Genomic DNA, 16,076 nt, shown 5'->3' with positions numbered 1-16,076 from the left:
GCGTCACTCCCGTACGAGAGGGGCGCCCGCGTCACGCCAGGCGATGATGCCGCCGGTCAGACTGCGGACGTCCGGGTGTCCCATCCGGGTCAGCAGGGCGGCGTGGCGGGCGGACTTCTCGCCGACCGGGCAGGCCAGCAGGACGGGGCGGCTGCGGCTGAACGGCAGTCCGCCGTGGAGGAGTTCCTCGAAGAGCTCGTCGACGATGTTGACCGAGCCGTCGATGTGCAGGGCGGCGAAGGCGTAGGGGCCGCGCAGGTCGACGACGAGCGGTTCACCGGTGGCGATCCACGTCCGGGCGTCGGCGACGCCGATGGCCGGTGCCGTGCGGATCTCGGCGGCCGACAGGTCGGCCGGGGAGTTCCTGCGGCGCGGGCGGCCGAAGAGGTCGGGGCGCCGCTGACGGACGTAGCTCAGGTAGCTCTCGACGCGGTCGCAGACGATGAAGACCGCCGACTGCCGCTCCGTCAACTCCGCGTCAGCGGCGCGTAGTCGGCGTACCGCGCCGAAGTAGGCGGCGCCTCCGGTGGGTCCGGCCAGGATGCCGCAGCGGCGGTTGAGGGTGAGCATCCCCTCGATCGCCTCGTCGGCGCCGACCGCCTCGATGGTGTCGTAGGTGCCGGGGTCGAACAGGCCCACCTCGTGCGCCTCGTCGATGGTGCGGATGCCGGGGATGAAGTCGGACTTGGCCGCGACCAGGCCGGCCACCCGGACGGCGGGGTCGTGCTCGCGCAGGGCGCGGGCGACGCCGGTGGAGGAGCCCGCGGTGCCCACGCAGGCGATGAACCAGTCCGGGGCCCGGCCGTCCAGGTCCTTGACGATCTCCGGGCCGGTGCCGGTGAAGTGGGCCTCGGTGTTGCGCGGGTTGAAGTACTGGTCGGTGTGGACGAAGGTGCTGTCGGGGTCGGAGAGGGTGCGGTGGAACAGGGTCAGCGGGTCGTCGGTGGCGGTCGGGTCCAGGCACTCGCTCTGGCCGGGCAGCTCCTCGATCTCCGCGCCGAGCAACAGCAGCAGGTCCTTGATCTCCGGGATGCGCATCCGGTTGGTGACGCTCTTGAAGGTCATGCCGTGCATGCCCGCCAGGACGGCCAGCGCCTTGGCGGTGTTGCCGCTCGACAGTTCGACGACCTGGCCGCCTTCCCCGGCCGCGGCGGCCAGATGCGGACGCGCCATGTTCCAGGCGGCCCGGTCCTTGACCGATCCGAAGGGGTTGAGCAGCTCCAGCTTGGCGTACAGGTCGATGTTTCTGAGGCCGTGCACGGCCGGGTCGATGCGCACCAGCGGTGTGTTGCCGATGGCCTCGGTGATGCTGTCGTACCTCACTGCGCTCCCCCCACGGGTGTGGTCGGCCAGTACTGGTCGTCCAGGCACCAGCGCCAGATGTCGCCCTCCTGCCAGGCGGCGACCTTGCGCGCGGCGGGCTGGTGCTGGGCACGGGTGGCGTGGAAGTCCATGCAGTAGCCGGCCGTGTTGGCGAAGGCCAACAGGTCGCCCGGTGCGGGGCGGCGGGGCAGGAAGACCGTGCGGCGCGTGACCAGGTCGGACTCCAGGCAGAGGCTGCCGAAGAGGTGCACGCCGACCGGTTCGGCGGCGGCACCCGTCCCGTGCCCGGCCCGGTCGCGTGGGACGACGACGGGGTCCATGAGCACCCCGTGGTCCTCCAGGGCCACGTCGTCGGCCTTCGCCGCCAGCCGTACCAGGAGGGGGCCGGTCTCCTGCTCGCGTACCTCCAGCACCTTCGTGAGGGTGAGTCCGCACTGGTCGAGCAGGGCTCGGCCGGGTTCGGTGTGCAGGTCGTAGAGGTGGTCGAGGAGCAGGGCGGCCAACGGGCTGCCGCCCAGCGACGCGGCCGGGTGCGCGAGCAGTTCGCCGAGGTAGCGGGCGCCCGCCACCGGACGGTGCGCGGGGTACAGGCCGAGCGTGCCGCGCAGGGTGCCGGCTTCGTTGCGCAGCCCGTAGCCGTGGCCGCCGTACGTCAGCGGTGGGCGGGTGCCCAGCACGGCCTCGGTGAGCCCGGTGGTGTACCGCTCCCATTGCCCGCCGTCGGCGAGGTAGTCGACGCCGAACCCGCCGCCGATGTCCACGGCCCGGGGCCTGAGGCCACGGCTCCGGCACTCCTCCAGCACCCGCAGACAGCCCTCCAGCGCCGTGGCCTTCTCGGTGAGGCTCGTCGTGTCCAGGTGGTATGCCACGCCGACCAGGTCGACCACGTCGCCGTACCGCTCGACGGACTCCAGGAGGGGGGCCGACTCCCTTACGTCGGTGCCGAATCGGCTGCGCCGGCTGAGCACCCGTACGCCGGACGCCTCGAACCCCGACAACCGCAGCAGCACGCGGGCCCTGGGCAGCGCGTGTTTGCGTACCAGCGTGGCGAGTTGCTCCAGTTCGCCTCGCGTGTCGAGGCTGACGGTGACCGACGTGCGGGCCGCCAGCCACAGGAATTCCGGGTTCTTCGGCCCGGTCGCCATGATCCGGTCAGGGGTGAAGCCGGCGCCGAGCGCGTGTTGCAGCTCCCCCAGGGAGGCGACGTCCACGCCGGCGTCCGTGGCGGCGAGCCGCCGCAGCAGGGCGCTGGACCGGTTGGCCTTGTGCGCGTAGAACACCTGGCCGGAGAGATGGTGGGCGCCGTACACGGAGCGGAACTGCTGGAGGTTGTCGGCGAGTTGGTCGGGGACGACCAGGTGCAGCGGAGACCCGAGAGCGTCGGCGAGCGTGTGCAGCAGGTCCGGCGAGTCCAGCAACGAGCGCAGCCGCGATTCCAGCCGCGGTTCGAGATACAGGGGCTGCCCGCCCATGCCCGGCCCTCCCCAGCGCTTCGGGCCCGACACTCCGGGCGCTGACGACCACTCCCCGCGGTATGCCGTATAGCTCCCTTCCCTTACCCCTGGTGCTTTACGCCCTGTAGTTCCCCCCATGGGCGATCAGGTCAACAGACGGCCGGAACCCGTCGGGGGCCGGAACATCCCGTTCCGTGGTAGGGACAGTCCAGTTGACGCGATCGACCGGAAGGGGGCGCTGTGTTCGGCAGGTGCGTGGCGGTGGTGCTCGTGGCCGGGACGCTGGGGCTGATCGGCTGCGGTTTTGAGGGCGGCGCGGGCTCGGCGGACCCGACGGACGGGGCGGTCAGCGCCTCGACGGCCGTCTCCCCGTCGGCCTCTCCCTCTACCCCTCGGTCCTCGGCCTCCACCGGTCCCTCGCCGGTCCCCGTCACCGGAGCGGATCAGGTGCTGGTGACGATGGAGGTCACCGGCGGTTTCGCCGACGTGCGCCAGGAGGTGACCCTGCGCGGCGACGGCACCGTGCACACCGACGACAAGGGGGAACGCGCCGTCCGCCGCGCCAGCGCGGCCCAGTTCACCGGGTTGCGGACCCTGCTCGGCGATCCCGCGCTGGACGATGTCTCCGACTTCACGAGGAACATGGAGGCGGCGGACCTGTTCCAGTACACGCTCCGGTTCGACGGCCGGACGGTCATGACGGACCGCTCCGTCGAGGAACCGGCGCTCGACCGGCTCCTCGACGCCCTGAGCGAGTTGCTGCCGGGCCGGTGACGCGGCGGCCGTCGGCGCTCAGCCGGCCTGCCCGGCGATGTTGACCATCCAGGTGATGCCGAAGCGGTCCGTACACATACCGAACACGTCGCCCCACATCTGCTTCTCCAGCGGCACGGTCACCGAGGCGCCGGCGGACAGCTTGTCCCAGTAGCCGCGCAGTTCGGCGTCGTCGTCGCCACTCAGGCTCACGGAGATGTTGTTGCCGGGCCGGTGGTCGTCCGACGGGGTGTCGGCACCCATCAGGGTCAGACCGCCGGAGGACTCGAGCATGCCGTGCATGATCTTGTCCTCCATGGGCGTGCCCTTCTGGCCGAACTCGCCGTAGGTGTTGAGCACCAGGGTGCCGCCGAAGACTTCCTTGTAGAACTCCATCGCCTGCCGGGCGTCACCGGCGAAAGTGATGTAGGGGTTGAGACGCGAGGCCATGAATCCTCCAGGAATAGGGCCACAGGGCCGACTTCAAGGAAGGTAGCGCGGGCCACTGACAACGGCCCGCGCACACGACCACATGGCCCACAGCGCCCCCTACAAGGTGCGCTCCAGCCGGTCCGCCACGAGCTTCACGAACCGCGCCGGGTCCTTCGGCTGACCGCCCTCGGCGAGCACCGCCAACGTGTGGAGCAGTTCGGCGGACTCGACGAGCTCGGTGCGGTCCTCGCGCTCCTCGTACGCCCGGTTGAGGCCCTTCACCAGCGGGTGGCCGGGGTTGAGCTCCAGGATCCGCTTGGTGCTCGGCACCTCCTGCCCCATCGCCCGGTACATGTTCTCCAGGGCCGGGGTCAGGTCGTGCGCGTCGGAGACGACACAGGCGGGCGAGACGGTGAGCCGGGCCGAGAGGCGCACCTCCTTGATGTCCTCGTCCAGCCGCTCCCGCATCCAGCCGAGCAGACCGGCGTACTCCTCGGCCTGCTTCTCCCGCTCCTCGTCGGCCTTCTCGTCCCCCTTGACGTCCAGGTCGATCTCGCCCTTGGCGATGGACCGCAGCTTCTTGCCCTCGTACTCGCCGACGGCGTCGACCCACACCTCGTCGACGGCGTCGGTGAGCAGCAGGACCTCGATGCCCTTGGCCCGGAACGCCTCCATGTGCGGGGAGTTCTCGATGCTCTGCCGGGACTCGCCGGTGATGTAGTAGATGTCGTCCTGGCCGTCCGGCATCCGCTCCAGGTACTGCGGGAGCGTGGTCGGCTCGTCGTCGGCGTGCGTGGTCGCGAACGACGAGACGGCGAGGATGGCGTCCCGGTTCTCGGTGTCGGTGAGCAGGCCCTCCTTCAGGACCGTGCCGAACTCCCGCCAGAAGGTGGCGTAGCGGTCGGCGTCCTTGGCCATGAAGTCCTTGACCGTGGACAGCACCTTCTTCGTCAGCCGGCGCTGCATCATCCGGATGTGCCGGTCCTGCTGGAGGATCTCGCGGGAGACGTTGAGCGAGAGGTCGGCCGCGTCGACGACGCCCTTGACGAAGCGGAGGTACGGCGGCAGCAGCGCCTCACAGTCGTCCATGATGAAGACGCGCTTCACATAGAGCTGGACGCCGCGCTTGAAGTCCCGCGTGAACAGGTCGTGCGGGGCGTGCGCGGGGACGAAGAGCAGGGCCTGGTACTCGAAGGTGCCCTCGGCCTGGAGCCGGATCGTCTCCAGCGGCTCGCGCCAGTCGTGGCTGATGTGCTTGTACAGCTCGTGGTACTCGTCGTCGGACACCTCGTCGCGCGAACGCGCCCACAGGGCCTTCATCGAGTTCAGCGTCTCGGGCTCGGGTGCGGTCTCCCCGTCGGCCGCTTCCGGGACCATCCGGATCGGCCAGGTGATGAAGTCCGAGTACCGCTTGACGATCTCCCTGATCGTCCAGGGCGAGGTGTAGTCGTGGAGCTGGTTCTCGGGGTCGGCGGGCTTGAGGTGGAGCGTGACGGACGTGCCCTGCGGCGCGTCGGCGACCGTCTCCAGCGTGTACGTGGCCTCACCGCGCGACGTCCAGCGGGTGCCCTGGCTCTCGCCGGCCCGCCGGGTCACCAGGGTCATCTCGTCCGCCGCCATGAAACCGGAGTAGAAACCGACGCCGAACTGGCCGATGAGCCCCTCGGCGCCCGCCTCGCCGGCCCCGTCCTGGGCCTCCCGCAGTTCCTTCAGGAAGGTGGCGGTGCCCGAGTTGGCGATGGTGCCGATGAGCTGCCCGACCTCCTCGTACGACATCCCGATGCCGTTGTCCCGCACGGTGAGGGTGCGGGCCTCCTTGTCGATGTCGATCTCGATATGCAGGTCTGACGCGTCGGCGTCGAGGGAGTCGTCCCGCAGCTTCTCCAGACGCAGCTTGTCGAGCGCGTCGGAGGCGTTGGAGACGAGCTCCCGCAGGAAGACCTCCTTGTTCGAGTAGACCGAGTGGATCATCAGCTGGAGCAGCTGACGGGCCTCTACCTGGAACTCAAACGTCTCGGTCGGCATGGTTCGCGACTACCTCACATCAGTCACCGGAACTGGTCGCAGTCACTGTAGGACACGAGGTCAGCGCGGTGTGCCGCGATCCGGAACGCGGCGGTTCAGGCGAGGTGGGCGAAGACCACCAGGTTCGCGGTGTAGTCCTTGACCTGCCGGTCGTAGTCCCCCGCGCAGGTGATCAGCCGGACCTGGGCCCGGGGGGTGTCGCGGTACACGCGCGCGCTGGGGAAGCTGTCCTTGTCGAAGGTCTCCGTGCTGTCGACCACGAAGGACGCCTTGCGTCCGTCGGCCCGCTCCACCTGGAAGCGGTCCCCTTTCTCCAGCTCACGCAGGTTCGCGAAGACCGCGGCGGATGTCTTCGTGTCGACGTGTCCGGCGATGATCGACGTGCCCGTCTCACCGGGGGACGCCCCCTTGGCGTACCAGCCGACGAGGTTGGTGTCGTGGGCCGGCGGGGGCTGGAGCTGGCCCGAGCGGCCGATGGCGAGGTCGGTGAAGGGTGCGTTCACCGAGATCTTGGGGATGAGCAGCCGGATCGGCCTGGACCGCTTCAGATGCTTGCCCACGGGCCGCGAGGCGGACGAGGAGGGCTTGTTCGCTCGCGGAACGGGCGACTCCTTGTCCGAAGCGGCGTACGGCGCCCCGCGGCCGTCGGGTGCCTCGTCATGGCCTTCGGGCAGCGCCACCACCAGAAACACGGCGGCGACCGCACTCCAGAGCAGGCCCGCCACTACACGCCTTATCCGCCGTGCGGGCGAGGAAACGGCGTCGGCATGGGTCTGGTCGTTGTCGGGGGACGAGGGACAGCCGGCGGCCATCGGGCACCACCTCACTCGGGTACAGCGGCGAACACAGCGATGGGGAAAACGGTTGGAACAGGGAAAACGGGTGGAACAGGGAGAACGGGGAGGACGAACCGGGCCGCCGCGACGCGCGGCGCACGTGCGGCGGCCACGGCCGCTATGAGGGAGGGCACGGGTCAGGCCGCGGCTCCGCCGGCCTTCCTGCGACGCATCGCGTACCAGCCGGCGCCGGCGACACCCAGCATGGCCAGCCCGCCACCGGTGACACCCGGTGTGGCGAGACCGCCACCGCCCGTGTGCATCCCGCCGCGCGGCCCGTCGTGGTCACCACCGCCCCAGGAGTCGTGGTCGTCTTCCTTCCACGAGCCCTTGTCGTGGTCGCCGCCCCAGGACTCCTTGCCCTCGTCCTTGTTGCGGTAGCTGTCCGGGTCGTGCTTCGGGTCCTTGTCGCCGCCCCAGTCGTCATCGTTGTTCACGAGAGCCAGCGCGCCACCGCCCGTGTGCACACCGCCCTTGGGCTTCTCGTGCTTGCTCTCCTTGTCGTACCCGTCCTTGTCGTAGTCGCCCTTGTCGTACTCGTCCTTGCCGTACTCGTCCTTGTCCTTGCTCTCCTTGCCGTGCTCCTCGTCCTTGGAGCCGCTCCAGTCGTCGTCGTTCAGGAGAGTCAGCGCGCCACCGCCCGTGTGCACACCGCCCTTGGGCTTCTCGTGCTTGCTCTCCTTGTCGTACCCGTCCTTGTCGTAGTCGCCCTTGTCCTTGCTCTCCTTGTCCTTGCTCTCCTTGCCGTGCTCCTCGTCCTTGGAGCCACTCCAGTCGTCCTCGTCGCTCGGGAGAGTCAGCGCGCCGCCGCCCGTGTGCACACCGCCCTTGGGCCCGTCGTGCTTGCTCTCCTTGCCGTGGTCCTTGCTGTAGGACTTGTCGTGGTCCTCGCTGTAGGAGTCCTCCTTGTCCTTGCTGTAGGAGGAGTCCTCGTGGTCCTTGCTGTAGGAGGAGTCCTCGTGGTCCTTGCTGTGCGACGAGTCCTCCTTGTCCTTGCTGTGGGACGAGTCCTCGTGGTCCCAGTCACCCGTCGTCATGGCGTAGGCTGCGGGCGTGATCGCCAGAGCGGCCGTGGCCGTCGCGGTGGCGAGCAGCATGCGGACAGAGCGCATAGTGAGTCCTTCCGTCACGGCCTGGGCGGCTGACGCTTCATCACCACTGGAGCCAGGCCTGACGTGATCCACCGTCAGTGATTCCTCCCGGTCGCACCATCCGGGGCGATCACACGGGTTACGGCTCCACCCCGACGGCCTACGACCGGGCCCCCGGCCTGCGAGAAGCCGTGTCCCGTCGAAGAGGTTTGCCTCGTCCACAAGTGGTGAGACGCGTGGGATGCCGAAGCACAGCGTCACAGCGGTGGACACCCCTCCCGCTCCCGCCACAAGGCCGCCACCTGCGCTTTCGAAGGAGCGGGACGCCTTCTTCGACAACGTCAAGTACGCGGCGATCGTGTTGGTGGCGATCGGCCATGCGTGGGAACCGCTGCGGGACGGCAGCCGGACCGTCGACGCGCTGTACATGCTCGTGTACGCCTTCCACATGCCGGCGTTCATCGTGGTCTCCGGCTACTTCTCCCGCGGCTTCGAGGGCCGCCCGGAACAGCTCAAACGGCTACTGACCGGCCTCGTCGTGCCGTACGTCGTCTTCGAGACGGCGTACACCCTGTTCACCAGGTGGACCGACCAGGAACCGGACCGCCCGATCAGCCTGCTGGACCCGCTGTATCTGACGTGGTTCCTGGCGGCGCTGTTCCTGTGGCGGCTGACCACACCGCTGTGGCAGCGGGTGCGCCTGCCGCTGCCCCTGGCCCTCGCCGTGGCGACGCTGGCCACCCTGTCGCCGTCCATCGGCAACGACCTCGATCTCCAGCGCGCCCTTCAGTTCCTGCCGTACTTCGTGCTGGGGCTGTCCCTGAAGCCGGAGCACTTCCGGATGGTCCGGCGCCGCGCGGTGCGGATCGCGGCCGTGCCCGTCTTCGCGGGCGCGTTCGTGGTGGCGTACTGGGCGGTGCCCCGGATGACCGGCAGCTGGTTCTACCACCGGGACAGCGCCGAGGAGCTGGGCGCGCCCGCGTGGTACGGGGCCGTGATGACACCGGTCCTGTTCGCCTGCTCGCTGGTCCTGGTGGCCTGCTTCCTCTCCTGGGTGCCCGGCCGGCGGCTGTGGTGCACCGTGCTGGGGACCGGCACGCTGTACGGCTATCTGCTGCACGGATTCGTCGCCCAGAGTTCCAAGTACTTCGGCTGGTACGACCCTGCCTGGATCCACCGGCCGCTCGGCGCGCTCGTCGTCACCGCCGTTGCGGCCGTGGTCGTGACGCTGCTGTGCACCCCGCCCGTCCGGCGGGTGCTGCGCTTCGTGGTGGAACCGGACATGCGGTGGCTCTTCCGGCGGGACGCGGCGCGGGCGGCAGGCGATCGGGCCGCCGTACGGGGGTGACTGCCCGCGTCAGGTCTCTTCCGCCAGCCCGGCGACGTGCGCGGTGACCGTGTCGAGGATGGCGGTCCAGGCCGCGTCGTCGCCGAGGACGAGGTAGTTGAGGGTCAGGCCGTCGGTCATGGCGGCCAGGTAGCGGGCCAGGACGGGGACGGGGACGCGCAGCCCAAGGCCCATGGCCTGCCGCAGCTGCTCGATGAGCTCGGCGTACGTCTCGGCGTACAGCTCGTACTGGCGGCGTGCCAGATGCTCGAAGCCGGGCTGGCGCAGGGCGTACTGGGTCAGCTCGTAGGTGAGCATGTGCTCGTCCGGGTGGGCGCGGACGTGGTCCCAGTACGCCTGGAAGCCGGCCCGGACGGTCCCCTCGAGGGTGGCTCTGGGCCGGATGGCCTCCTTCACCACCGTCACGGAGTGGTCGGTGAGGGTGGTGATGACGGACTCGATCAGCTCCTGCTTGGAGTCGAAGCAGTAGTGGAAGACACTCAGCGAAACGCCTGCCTCGGCGGCGATGGACCGGGTCGTCGTCCTGGGGACGCCGTCCCGGCTCATCGCCCTGATCGCCGCTTCGGTGAGCTGTCGCCGCCGCTCGGCGGACGGCAACCGTGCCATGGAACCCCTCTCGTGGGTGTCAGCTGCTGTGGACGCCGACCTCGTGGAGGGAGTAGCCCCAGTCGGTGCCGCGTTCCAGCCCGTGGACGCGTACGTATCTGGCCGGTGCGCCGGTGAACCTGGCTGTGTCCAGGCCGCCGTCACCGGCTGTGGTGGACCAGGCGGTCCGCCAGTTCGCTCCGTCGCTGGAGAGCTCGATGCGGTACGACTTGCCGTACGCGCGCTCCCAGTCGAGGGTGACCCGCCTGACGAGCTGCGTGGAGCCGAGGTCGACCTGGTACCACTGGTCGTCGCTCCAGTCGCTGGCCCAGCGGGTGCCTCTGTCGCCGTCGACGGCGCGGTGCGGCTGGTAGCTGGTGAACAGGCTCCACTCCGAGGAGCTCGCGGACGTGGCCGCGCCACTCGCGAGGTTCACCCCGGCCGCGTGGTTCTCGGAGGCCGCCCAGGTGTCGAGGTAGGACTCGGCGCCCCGGAAGAGATCGTCGACCACGTCCTGGCCGCCGACGCGGCGGATGTCCTCGATCCAGTCCGGTACGAGGCCGTAGTGGGCGGCGCCGTCGGTGTTCAGGTCCCAGGTGCGCTCGCCGGTGGTCTGCCGGTCGATGACGGAGCCGCCGTCGACGCTCTTGAAGGGGTACGTCACCTTGTTCGGGGCGTCCGCTCCGCGCGGTCCGGGCCAGCCGCCGACGCCGTTCATGTCGGTGCCGTAGCCGTAGCCCACGCCGTACTTGTCGCGCAGGGCCTCGGTGCGCTTCGCCTCCGCGATGAAGCCCTCGGAGCCGTGCATGTACTGGGCGACGAAGCCGCCGAGGCCGTAGACCCGTTCGGTCCAGTCCAGGTCCATCCAGCTGTGCGAGGAGAGCACGCCGGGGTAGGACGCGGACTCGAAGATGTCGAGCACCCGGCCGGTGGCCTTGACGCTCATGTGGTCGATCTCCAGCATCATCTTGCGTTTCATCATGCCGCGGACGGCGTACTCGCCGAGATCGGTGAGCCCTCGGACGTTGCACTGGGCGTCAGCGCTGTACGAGGGGACCTCCTCGCCGGCCGGGAGCTTCGCCTCGGCGGCGGCCGCCGTCGCGTTGCCGATGGGGTTGTCGTGCTGCGGGCCCGTGCACTTCTCGGTCTTCCAGTAGGTGCCGGTCGACAGGAACTGCCCGACGTTGATGGCCGTTCCGAGCGAGCCCGAGTCGAAGCGGACCCCGCACAGGGCGTTGTCGAACTTGTGGCACAGGAACATGCTGCGCACGCCGAGGGCGTGGAGTTCGTCGAGCCCCTTGTCGATGTCGGCCTTGCTGCACTGCGCGATGTCGAGGATCTGCTTGCAGCCGAAGGGTTCGGAGGTCTCGACGCCGAGGATGACCGCCAGCTTGCCCTGCTCGACGACCTCGCGGGCCTGCGCGCTGTCGGTGACGATCCGGAACCAGCCCTTTCCGGTGCCGCCGTACATCTTGTCGACGAAGGCCTGCATGTCGTAGGTCAGCTTGGCCTGGAGCCGGATGGACGTCATCTCGTCGCAGCTGCGGTCCTTGAAGAAGTACACGGAGCAGATCACGCCGTTGGTGACGAGGTCGTTGACCAGCACGCGCTGACCGCCGCGCCAGGCCCGCTCGACCCAGGCGTAGTAGTTCTGCTGGTGGGTCAGCGAGTTGTGTGCGGGCCAGTCCTTGAAGGTGGGCCAGCCGTTCGGGTCGTGCTTGCCGTCGCCGCCATTGGTGATGAAGTCGAAGATCGCCAGCGAGCCGTCGGGGTAGTGCTCGGGGCAGTCCTTCAGGGCGTCCGCGACGCCCTGCTCGGAGAACGGCTTTCCGCAGATCAGGCGGCCGCCGAAGGCCTCGTTGGAGAAGATGTGGTCGTGCGCGTCCACGAAGCCGCGCACCTCGCCCTTGGCGTTGGTGCCGGTGAAGGGCTCCCCGGTGACGTTGACCTGAGAATCCGGCGCGGGCCGTGCGGTCGGGTTCCACCAGTCGGTGGCGGCCGCCGAGCTCGGCGTGGGGCCGAGCGCGACGGACAGCACGAGCAGGAGGAGCGACACCACGGTGACGTGTTTGCGTCTACGGTACGGGCGTCCGGCACTGGTCACAGCCCACGTCCCTCGGTCGGCGGGAAGGCGGGGTCGGATTGTCATGACCTCGCAATACGTGCGACGAGGATGGCCACTACCGCTTGACGAGTCAAGAGTCCGGGACAGATGACCTACTGCGGGCCACTGACCGGAAATGGTTGAACTTCTGACGGGCCGTCGGTTCACACCGCGTGGGTGACCCGGATCTTGGACTGGCCGTGCGGGAGCTTTTCCCAGTCCTCCATGAACCGGGCCCGCAGGCCGTGCTTCCCGGCCAGCGCCACCAGGGTCTGTGTGCGGTAGTAGAAGTCCTCGCGCAGGACATGGTGTTCCTGTCCCTCGGTGCGGTCGAAGGTGAAGTCGAACCAGCCTCCGGGGGCGAGCACCCGGCCGACGTTGGCCAGGCACTCCTCGATGACCGGCAGCGGCGAGTGCGAGAAGACACTGTGCGCGTGCACCACGTCGAAGTGGGCGTCGGGCAGGAACCGCAGCCTCAGGTCGCGCACCGGGGTCAGCGTGGGGAGTCGCTGCTGCAGCTCCATGGCCACGAGGGTGTCCTGCGCGGCGAACAGGATGTCGGGCGAGATGTCGATGCCGTAGTAGTGACCGGGGTCGAGGTGCCGGATGAACCGCCAGCCGCCGCGCAGGTTGCCGCAGCCGATCTCCAGCATCCGGTGCTCGGGGCGCAGGCCGTGGCCGAGCAGGTAGTCGAACTGCATCGCCCCGAGCGCCAGCCACCGCTCCCGGTTGTGACTGCCCACCGCCGCGTCCGGGTCGGCGCGGGTGTCTGAGCGCATCACGGCACGGTAGTAGGAGACATGGTCCGGGTGACGGCGGCGCAGCCACATGTCCCGTGCGGTGCGGGCCAGGTGACGGGGCACACGGTCGGGGTGGCGCAGGGCGTAGGCGACGCGATGGCCGAGGGCCGCGCGGTTGGCGGTGAGGTTCTTGGCGGGCATGGGTGGGGCCTCCCTGGGGACGCGGTACCACCGAGGATGCTCAACGGGGCGGCGCGGCGCCACAGGTGCGGGCGGGTGATGTCAGAAGGCCGTGCGGGGCGAGGTGTGTCGGCCGTACGGGTGAGGAGCGCCGTGTGCCATGGCTGAGCCTCGCCGAACGCGCCCGAGGGCCGCCGGCAGGACCGCGACGGGGGATCCTGGAAGCCGGATGCCGATCGTATGCGCTGTCGCCGTTCTCGCCGCCGCGAACCTGCTGAACAACTGGCTCGCGCGGGGCCCCGCCCTGTACGTGGCCGTCTGCGTGAGTGCGACGGCGGTGCTGCTGCTGATCGCCCGCTGGGACGGGCTCACCCCGGCCGGCCTGGGGCTCGACGCGGCGGCGGTGCGCAAGGGGCTGCGCTGGGCGCCCGTCCTGGCCGGGGTCGTCCTGCTGGTGCTGGTGCTGCTCCTGGCCGTTCCGGCCGGGCGCGAGGCGTTCCGGGACGCCAGGGCGGCGGACCTGTCCGTGGGGCGGCTGTTGTGGGTGACGCTGGTGCGGGTGCCCTTGGGGACCGTGCTGCTGGAGGAGACGGCCTTCCGTGGCGTGCTGTGGGCCATGATCCGGCGGCGGCGCGGCACGGCGTGGGCCACCGCCGTGTCGTCGCTGCTGTTCGGGCTGTGGCATCTGATGCCCTCCCGGGGCGTCAACCGCTCCAACGCCGCCGTCGCCTCGGTGTTCGGGGACGGCCCGGCCGGCGTGGCCCCGACGGTGGCCGCGGCGATCGCCGCCACGGCCGTCGCCGGGGTCGTCCTGTGCGAGCTGCGCCGCCGCTCCGGCAGCCTGCTGCCGCCCATGGCCCTGCACTGGGCGGTGAACAGCCTCGGTTACGCCTTCGCCTGGGCGGCCGCCCGCTGGTGGCTCGACGGCTGAACGGTCAGAAGTTGATCATGTGCCCGGCGAGGCCGTGCACCGCTTCCTTGACCGCCTCGCCGAGGGTGGGGTGCGCGTGGACGTTGCGGGCGACCTCGTGCACGGTCAGGTCCCACTGCTGGGCCAGGGTCAGTTCGGGCAGCAGCTCGGTGACGTCGGGGCCGATGAGGTGGCCGCCGAGCAGTTCGCCGTACCTGGCGTCGCTGATCAGCTTCACGAAGCCGGTCGCGTCGCCGAGGCCGTGCGACTTGCCGTTCGCGGTGAAGGGGAACTTGGCCACCTTGACGTCGTGGCCGAGCTCGCGGGCCTGCGCCTCGGTGTAGCCGAAGCTGGCGATCTGCGGCTGGCAGTAGGTGGCCCGCGGGATCATCACATAGTCCAGCTCCATCGTCTCGGCGTCCGCGATGGTCTCGGCGGCGATGACGCCCATCGCCTCGGCGGCGTGCGCGAGCATCAGCTTCGCGGTGACGTCGCCGATGGCGAAGATGTGCGGGACGGACGTACGGCACCGGCCGTCGACGTCGATCGCGCCGCGTTCGGTGACGCTCACGCCGGTCCTGTCCAGGCCGTAGCCCTCGATGTTCGGCTGGAAGCCGATCGCCTGGAGCACCTTGTCGGCCTCCAGGACCTGCTGGGCGCCGTCCTTGCCGGTGACCGTGACGCGCACCTGCTCGCCGGACTCGTCGACGGCGTCGACCCGGGTGGAGGTCAGCACGTCGATGCCCAACTTGCGGTACTGCTTGGCGAGTTCGGCGGAGACCTCGGCGTCCTCCAGCGGTGCCATCCGGTCCAGGAACTCGACGATGGTGACCTTCACGCCGTAGTTGTGGAGCACGTAGGCGAACTCGACGCCGATCGCGCCGGCCCCCGCGATGACGATCGACCGCGGCAGTTCCTCGGCGAGGATCTGCTCCTCGAACGTCACCACGCGCGCGCTGCGCCGGGTGCCGGGCAGCAGCTTGGGCGTGGCGCCGGTGGCGATGATGCACTGCTCGAAGCCGATGGTGCGGGTCTCGCCGTCGTAGCCCGCCACCTGGAGGGTGTGCGGGTCGAGGAACGTGCCGCGGCCATCGATCTCGGTGATCTTGTTCTTCTTCATCAGGTAGTGGACGCCCTTGACCCGGCCGTCCGCGACCTTGCGGCTACGGCGGAACGCCTCGCCGAAGTCGAAGGTGACCTGCCCGTCCACCTTGATGCCGAAGGTCTTCGCCTCGCGCGTGAAGATGTGCGCCAGTTCGGCGTTGCGCAGCAGCGCCTTGCTGGGGATGCAGCCCACGTTCAGACAGACGCCGCCCCAGTACTTCTCCTCCACGACGGCCACCCGCTTGCCCAGCTGGGCGGCGCGGATCGCCGCGACGTAGCCGCCGGGGCCCGCGCCGAGGACCACGACATCGAAGCGCTCGTCCTGCTCGACCATGGAGAGTTCCTTCCTGAGTACGACGTCCCGCTCTGCTGGTGCCGGTCCGCGCCGGGGACCGGCGCAGGACTGCTTCCAGCATGACCGCATCGACGATCTCGTGTGGCGATGCGGGAGGGTGACGGTGATCTCAGGTGGTCGTGTGCTCCGGCGGCCGGTTCAGCGGGCCGGCCCGGTCAGCCGAGGCACACCAGGTTGAGCACACACAGCGATGCGGGCGACGTCGCCTCCGGTTCGGTGGTCGTCGGTGAGGTGGCGGCGTCGGAGTCGGAGCTGTCGGTCGCCGCGGGGGTCGGTGTCTGCTGCTGGTCCGCCGACGTGTCACCGCTGTCGCCGGAGTCCGCTCCCTGGGAGGCCGGGGAGACGGTCTGCGCCTGCGGGACGGCGGTCGCCGCGGGAGTCGGGGTGGCGGCCACGTCCGGTCGGGTGAACTGCCGGGTGGTGCGCGGCGTGGTGACGGGCTCCCGCGCGGCGTCCGTCGGGGACACATGCGAGGAGGAGGACGAGGTGTCGGTGCGCGGGGCCTCGCGGGTGTCCGGCGGAGTGGACACCGGGCGGATGAGTTCCGTCGCCTGCTGCTCCGCGGCCGCCGTCTTCGGGTTCTCCGGCGCGGTGGCCGCCTGGGTCTTGTCGGTGGCTCCCCGGTTCATCGCCGAGACGGTCAGACCGCCGCCGACCAGGGCGACGGTGGTCGCGATCACGGCCCGGCGCTGGTTCTTCTTCCAGCGGGCGCGCTGGCGACGCCGCGCGGCCCGGCCCTCCGGGGCGACGGGCACGCCGTCCACGTCGACGGGCGGGGCGGCGGCGGGCGCCGTCTCGTCCAGGTCGGCGGACGGCACCGTCTCGTCCCGGAAGTA

Annotated in this window: 13 protein-coding genes and 1 pseudogene; 3 read left to right on the top strand and 11 right to left on the bottom strand. The window is 70.0% G+C overall.

The features are described from left to right. Nucleotides 1-3: 3 nt before the first annotated feature. Nucleotides 4-1,323: a pyridoxal-phosphate dependent enzyme gene (locus ACFU95_RS39325; protein ID WP_383838674.1), complete on the bottom strand. Its 1,320-nt coding sequence runs from the start codon at nt 1,321-1,323 to the stop codon at nt 4-6. Next, complete coding sequence (locus tag ACFU95_RS39320; RefSeq protein WP_383838671.1) at nt 1,320-2,795, bottom strand: Y4yA family PLP-dependent enzyme; 1,476 nt, start codon at nt 2,793-2,795, stop codon at nt 1,320-1,322. The genes ACFU95_RS39325 and ACFU95_RS39320 overlap by 4 nt, the downstream gene beginning before the upstream one ends. Before the next feature lie 222 nt (nt 2,796-3,017). Here ACFU95_RS39320 and ACFU95_RS39315 point away from each other — a divergent pair, with 222 nt between their 5' ends. Then, on the top strand, nt 3,018-3,551 hold the full coding sequence (locus tag ACFU95_RS39315; protein ID WP_383838668.1) for a hypothetical protein: 534 nt from the start codon (nt 3,018-3,020) through the stop codon (nt 3,549-3,551). Nucleotides 3,552-3,569: 18 nt separating this feature from the next. Here ACFU95_RS39315 and ACFU95_RS39310 read toward each other — a convergent pair whose 3' ends face one another. From ACFU95_RS39310 to ACFU95_RS39295, 4 genes are all read right to left on the bottom strand, one after another. Next, nucleotides 3,570-3,980 (bottom strand): VOC family protein, encoded by a 411-nt coding sequence (locus ACFU95_RS39310; protein WP_383838665.1) that lies wholly within the window; start codon nt 3,978-3,980, stop codon nt 3,570-3,572. A 99-nt stretch (nt 3,981-4,079) separates the two neighbouring features. Continuing rightward, the gene (gene htpG, locus ACFU95_RS39305; RefSeq protein WP_383838662.1) at nt 4,080-5,987 is read right to left on the bottom strand and encodes a molecular chaperone HtpG; all 1,908 of its coding nucleotides are present in this window, start codon (nt 5,985-5,987) and stop codon (nt 4,080-4,082) included. A gap of 95 nt (nt 5,988-6,082) precedes the next feature. Continuing rightward, nucleotides 6,083-6,799: a class F sortase gene (locus ACFU95_RS39300; protein WP_383838659.1), complete on the bottom strand. Its 717-nt coding sequence runs from the start codon at nt 6,797-6,799 to the stop codon at nt 6,083-6,085. A 161-nt stretch (nt 6,800-6,960) separates the two neighbouring features. Next, a complete protein-coding gene (locus ACFU95_RS39295) occupies nt 6,961-7,935 on the bottom strand; it encodes a hypothetical protein (protein WP_383838656.1) in 975 nt (324 codons plus the stop codon). 220 nt (nt 7,936-8,155) lie between these two features. On the opposite strand from ACFU95_RS39295, the gene ACFU95_RS39290 reads away from it, so the two are divergent. Next, the gene (locus ACFU95_RS39290; protein WP_383838651.1) at nt 8,156-9,262 is read left to right on the top strand and encodes an acyltransferase family protein; all 1,107 of its coding nucleotides are present in this window, start codon (nt 8,156-8,158) and stop codon (nt 9,260-9,262) included. A 9-nt stretch (nt 9,263-9,271) separates the two neighbouring features. Here the strand turns inward: ACFU95_RS39290 and ACFU95_RS39285 are convergent, their stop codons facing one another. From ACFU95_RS39285 to ACFU95_RS39275, 3 genes are all read right to left on the bottom strand, one after another. Beyond that, nucleotides 9,272-9,868, bottom strand: a complete 597-nt coding sequence (locus ACFU95_RS39285; protein ID WP_383838648.1) for a TetR/AcrR family transcriptional regulator — start codon at nt 9,866-9,868, stop codon at nt 9,272-9,274. Between the two features lie 19 nt (nt 9,869-9,887). Beyond that, nucleotides 9,888-11,951 (bottom strand): discoidin domain-containing protein, encoded by a 2,064-nt coding sequence (locus ACFU95_RS39280; RefSeq protein ID WP_383838645.1) that lies wholly within the window; start codon nt 11,949-11,951, stop codon nt 9,888-9,890. Between the two features lie 164 nt (nt 11,952-12,115). Next, nucleotides 12,116-12,892 carry a class I SAM-dependent methyltransferase gene (locus ACFU95_RS39275; protein ID WP_383838643.1) on the bottom strand — a complete coding sequence of 259 codons (777 nt, stop codon included), beginning with the start codon at nt 12,890-12,892 and terminating at the stop codon, nt 12,116-12,118. A gap of 208 nt (nt 12,893-13,100) precedes the next feature. Between ACFU95_RS39275 and ACFU95_RS39270 the strand changes: the two genes are divergently transcribed. Then, on the top strand, nt 13,101-13,802 hold the full coding sequence (locus tag ACFU95_RS39270; protein WP_383838640.1) for a CPBP family intramembrane glutamic endopeptidase: 702 nt from the start codon (nt 13,101-13,103) through the stop codon (nt 13,800-13,802). A 4-nt stretch (nt 13,803-13,806) separates the two neighbouring features. Here ACFU95_RS39270 and lpdA read toward each other — a convergent pair whose 3' ends face one another. After that, nucleotides 13,807-15,219, bottom strand: coding sequence for a dihydrolipoyl dehydrogenase (lpdA, locus tag ACFU95_RS39265; RefSeq protein WP_383838637.1), 1,413 nt, complete (start codon nt 15,217-15,219; stop codon nt 13,807-13,809). A gap of 176 nt (nt 15,220-15,395) precedes the next feature. Then, a pseudogene (locus ACFU95_RS39260) lies at nt 15,396-16,076 on the bottom strand (hypothetical protein); the annotation flags it as partial.

It is taken from the genome of Streptomyces sp. NPDC057623, assembly GCF_042800355.1.
In the GTDB taxonomy this organism is placed as follows: domain Bacteria; phylum Actinomycetota; class Actinomycetes; order Streptomycetales; family Streptomycetaceae; genus Streptomyces.
Note: the sequence above shows the minus strand (reverse complement) of the source record. Positions and strands in the feature narration are given on the sequence as shown.